At 39.6% G+C, this 4559-nt stretch carries 5 protein-coding genes; 1 reads left to right on the forward strand and 4 read right to left on the reverse strand.

From position 1 onward, the window contains the following. The 4 genes from L950_RS24205 to L950_RS34580 form a co-directional block, all read right to left on the reverse strand. On the reverse strand, window positions 1-217 hold a 217-nt coding region (locus L950_RS24205), incomplete at its 3' end, for a hypothetical protein (protein WP_156169848.1). A gap of 83 nt (window positions 218-300) precedes the next feature. Beyond that, window positions 301-1308 (reverse strand): HAD-IC family P-type ATPase, encoded by a 1008-nt coding sequence (locus tag L950_RS34575; RefSeq protein ID WP_262507192.1) that lies wholly within the window; start codon window positions 1306-1308, stop codon window positions 301-303. Next, a complete protein-coding gene (locus tag L950_RS36015; protein ID WP_262507193.1) occupies window positions 1305-1823 on the reverse strand; it encodes an HAD-IC family P-type ATPase in 519 nt (172 codons plus the stop codon). Before L950_RS36015 ends, L950_RS34575 begins: the two co-directional genes overlap by 4 nt. 11 nt (window positions 1824-1834) lie before the next feature. Further along, window positions 1835-3418 carry a heavy metal-binding domain-containing protein gene (locus L950_RS34580; RefSeq protein WP_231577847.1) on the reverse strand — a complete coding sequence of 528 codons (1584 nt, stop codon included), beginning with the start codon at window positions 3416-3418 and terminating at the stop codon, window positions 1835-1837. Between the two features lie 293 nt (window positions 3419-3711). On the opposite strand from L950_RS34580, the gene L950_RS34585 reads away from it, so the two are divergent. After that, window positions 3712-3921: a hypothetical protein gene (locus L950_RS34585; RefSeq protein WP_231577848.1), complete on the forward strand. Its 210-nt coding sequence runs from the start codon at window positions 3712-3714 to the stop codon at window positions 3919-3921. The last annotated feature ends 638 nt before the right edge of the window (window positions 3922-4559 follow it).

Genomic DNA, 4559 nt, shown 5'->3' on the forward strand with positions numbered 1-4559 from the left:
TTTCAGTAGAATTCGAAGTATTGCAACTACAGAATGCATAGCCTAAACTTCCTGTCAGCGTAATCACACAGAGCAGGCCTAAATAAGCTATTTTTAAATCCATCATAGGCCATACCATTGTGGTAAGGAAAGCCAAACTCAGTAAAGCGAAGATCAGTAGCGTAGCTAACAGATAGGCCAATACTTTTTTATAGTTACTATGAGGTTCTTCGTACATGATCATTTAATTTAGAAAAATAGCCTCTTAAAAAAGAGGCTATTTTTCAGCTGTGATGGACAGCTATATGTTTTTATTAAAATTTATTTCGCATCGATATTGACCGCATTCAATCGTAATGAATTGAGGATAACGGATACTGAGCTTAGGCTCATTGCTGCGGCAGCAAGCATTGGCGATAACAAGATACCAAAAGCAGGGTATAAAATACCTGCAGCAATCGGAATGCCTAAAACATTATAAAGGAAGGCAAAGAGTAGGTTCTGTTTAATATTGCGCACTAATTTATGACTCAGTATTTTAGCTTTGGCAACACCCATTAAGTCGCCTTTCAATAAGGTTACTTCAGCACTCTCGATAGCCACATCAGTACCTGTACCCATTGCAATACCTATATCTGCCTGTGCTAATGCTGGAGCATCATTGATACCGTCACCAGTCATTGCGACTACTTTATTTTCCTGTTGCAGCTTTTTAATCTCCATCAACTTATCTTCTGGTAGCGCTTGTGCTTTAAAGTGTTTAATACCCAGTTCATCCGCTACAGCTTTGGCTGTTTTGGCATTGTCACCTGTTAACATAATCACATCAACACCATGATCCATCAGGTAATGGATAGCCTGTTTTGCCGTATCTTTTATTTTATCGGCAATAACGAGATAACCTAACAGTGTTGTTCCTTTAGCTAAGTAAGATACTGTACGGCCTTTTTCCTGTTCTACAGCAACTTGTTCTTTAACGCTTTCGCTGATCGCAATACCATCGTCCAATAACAACGATTCATTTCCAAGAAGCACTTTATCATTGGCAATATAACCAATAACACCTTTACCGTTTATGGTATCAAAGCGATCTGTCTCTTTTAATGTTAGTTTTGACTCCTTTGCTTTCTTCACTACCGCTTCGGCTAAAGGGTGGGAGCTATTGGCATTCACTGAAGCTGCCAAGATCAACAATTCATCAACCGTACTGTCTGAGGTACTGAATACCTCTTCCAAACTCGGCCTTCCTTCGGTTATGGTTCCGGTTTTATCTGTCACCAGTACATTCACTTTATCTAGCTTTTCGAGCGCTTCCGCATTCTTTATCAAGATACCATTTTTGCACCTTTACCGATTCCCACCATGACCGACATCGGTGTTGCAAGCCCCAGAGCACATGGACAGGCTACGATAAGAACCGCCAAAGCATTGGCTAAGGCAAAGGCCAGTTTAGATTCTACTCCATAGATCATCCAGACGACAAATGTTAAAATAGCGATGGCAATTACTATAGGAACGAATATGCGGGATACACGATCGGTTAACTTCTGTATTGGTGCTTTACTTCGGCTTGCACTATTGACCATTTCAATAATTTGTGCCAATAGTGTATCATCACCGACACGGTTGGCTTTCATTAAGAATGACTGATTACCGTTAATCGTTCCAGCACTCACTTTATCGCCTTCATTTTTATCGACAGGAACCGGTTCCCCCGTTAGCATGGATTCGTCAATCGAGCTATGTCCAGAAGTTATTTCTCCGTCTACAGGAATCTTTTCTCCTGGTTTAACGCGTAAAATTTGTTCTAACTGGATGTCTGCGACCGAAATTTTCTTTTCCACTCCATTTTCAACTAGATTAGCTTCTGCAGGAGAAGTTTTATAAGTTCTTTAATAGCTGAATTCGTTCTTGAATGTGCTTTCGCTTCCATTAGTTGTCCCAATAGTACCAGCGTTAAGATAACGGCAACAGACTCAAAATATAGTGCAACCTGACCATGATGACCTAATAATGCATCCGGAAATAGGGATGGAAAGAATAAAGCCACTACGCTGTATAAAAATCCTGCTCCGGCACCTAGACCTATCAAGCTGAACATATTTAAGTTCCAAGTTTTGAAAGAGGTCCAAGCACGCTCAAAAAACATCCAAGTGGCATAAAAAACAACTGGAATGGTTAAAAATAACTGGATCCAGCCTGACATCTTTGGTGTGATGACTTGCCCGATCGGGTTGCCAGGAATCATTTCACCCATTGATAATATAAATAAGGGAACGGTGAATAACAGCGCTACCCAAAATTTCTTTTTCAGTGTTTGATATGTGTGATCATCTTCCTCTGTGTCGGCATTTGCTACTAAATCCATACCACAGATGGGACAAGAACCCGGTTTATCACTTTGAACTTCTGGATGCATCGGACAGCTGTAAGTTAAAGCTGCTTTCTTTTCTGGCATTTTCTCTAAGTTCATACCACAGACTGGACAGGATCCTGGTTTATCATACAGTTTCTCGCCCTCACACATCATAGGACAATAATATTTACCCGCTGAACTGGCCGTGACCTTTGGAGTGCCCACTTTTTCATGCGAAGAAAAGCCTGTGGATTTAGTATCATGGTGATGCTTATCTGCTTTATCAGCTAAAGATTCAACTGGAACGAGAAACATACCACAAACAGGGCAGGAACCTTTTTGGTCGTAAGTTTTATCATGACCTTCACAAAACATAGGACAGATATATTTACCTGATGGTGCGCCTGCATTTTGGACTATCTGTTCATCTTTATTTTTTGATGAACAGCAAGAGGCGTTCGCACTTTCATCCTGTGTGTGTTTATTTTCCGATAATGACTCAACAGGTACTAAATGCATCCCACATATGGGGCAGGAACCTTCTTGATCGTACGTTTTATCATGACCTTCACAGAACATAGGACAGATGTATTTACCTGATGACTTTTCCACCGTTTGGTTTATCTGTTCTCCGTTATTTTTTGATGAACAGCAAGAGGCGTTTGCACTTTCATCCTGTGTATGTTTATTTTCCGATAATGATTCTGCGGGTACTAAATGCATACCACATACAGGACAGGAGCCCGGTAAATCGTACGTTTTATCCTGACCCTCACAGAACATGGGGCAAATGTATTTGCCTGAAACAGCTACTGCACTTTTTTTCGATTGATCATCTGCTTTATGATAGACTGAGTTCTTTCCGTTGTGATAACTATTGTTTTGCACAATGTGGTAATCACCAATTTCTGAAAGTGCTTTATTGCATTCATCTACATCAACACGATCTTCACTATCAATAATGACTTCCGGTGGAGCTAACGTAACAGTAGCTTTTACACCTGGTATCTCATTTAGCTTATCTTCGACATTTGTGCGACATCCATTGCAAGTCATGCCGGATATTTGATATTTTTGATTCATAATCTGCTTTAAATTAACCTATACAAATATCCCTCTTTAGACAAAAATTAATGCTGTAACATTTGAGGTTTAAATTATAAGATTTTAATTAAGCAAGAAATATCCTTTAAATGGATATTTAGCTATCAGTAAAAGAACAAAGAAATTATTACTTTGTTTGTAAATGAAAATAGACCATGGATTCAAATCATAACAGAGATAAAAGAGACAGCTCGGGGCGGACTTCTCATATTTTAAATACTTCAGCCAATTTACTGGGAATTTGTTTTCTGGTCTTAACGACAATAAAAACGATGAAACTCACAGAGGGAAGTTTAATTGATGAATGTGCCGCTATTGCTATTTTCATATTTATGTCCAGCTGTATTATTTCCTTTATTGCGATGAAAAGAGGTGATCTAAGGGAAGTTAAAAGACTGGAAAATATTGCCGATATCATCTTCTTAACAGGCTTATTTGTTCTGTTTGCTGCTTCTATATTACTTGTGTTTAATCTGATATAGCGGTATGACATGACAGTCAATGCTAATTCGGTTTTTAACCGTAAATTATTGCACTGCAGCCACCATTTATAAGGGTAATAGAATGCGAAATTTCTTCCGGTATCGTTAGGTAATGGTTCGTAACTTATTCGCCCTTTCTTCGGAAAGGCTTCGGGAATTGTCTATTGTGCCTCTACTGTTTGTCTACCTTTCCTCTACATAAACAGTAGAGGCGGAGTATAGGCATAGTAGAGGATTAGTATAAACTACCCGAGGAAGGGGCGAAGCAGACCCGAAGGGCAGTCCAATAAAACTCGAATTTGCGGAGAAAGGTTCTTGCCGTAGATAACTTGATCTTTTTTTTAGTGATGTAGAAATTTTATGCTTTATTACGAAGAAGGTATAAGCTAAAAGTCCAAAGAAGTCCGTGAAAGTCCATGGAAGTCCGTAAAAGTCCTTAGTCTTCTCGAGCATGCTTGGGCAATGGTTCGATAATGATAGGGAACAACTCCGGGATTGGTTCGGGTGCGCTTCGACTGTTCTTCGACTGTTCTTCGACTCGGCTTCGACCACAAGACGAAAACGAGTCGAATAAATGGCGAACAAAATACGAACCAGTCTGCTCGCAATCTCAAAGAAATCCCGAACATCTCTCAAAA

Source organism: Sphingobacterium sp. IITKGP-BTPF85 (genome assembly GCF_001006065.1).
GTDB classification, from domain to species: Bacteria; Bacteroidota; Bacteroidia; order Sphingobacteriales; family Sphingobacteriaceae; genus Sphingobacterium; species Sphingobacterium anhuiense.

Coding starts and splice junctions, on each gene's coding strand:
- L950_RS34580 (WP_231577847.1), bottom strand. CDS start 3,418: ATGAATCAAAAATATCAAATATCCGGCATGACTTGCAATGGATGTCGC.
- L950_RS34585 (WP_231577848.1), top strand. CDS start 3,712: ATGAAACTCACAGAGGGAAGTTTAATTGATGAATGTGCCGCTATTGCT.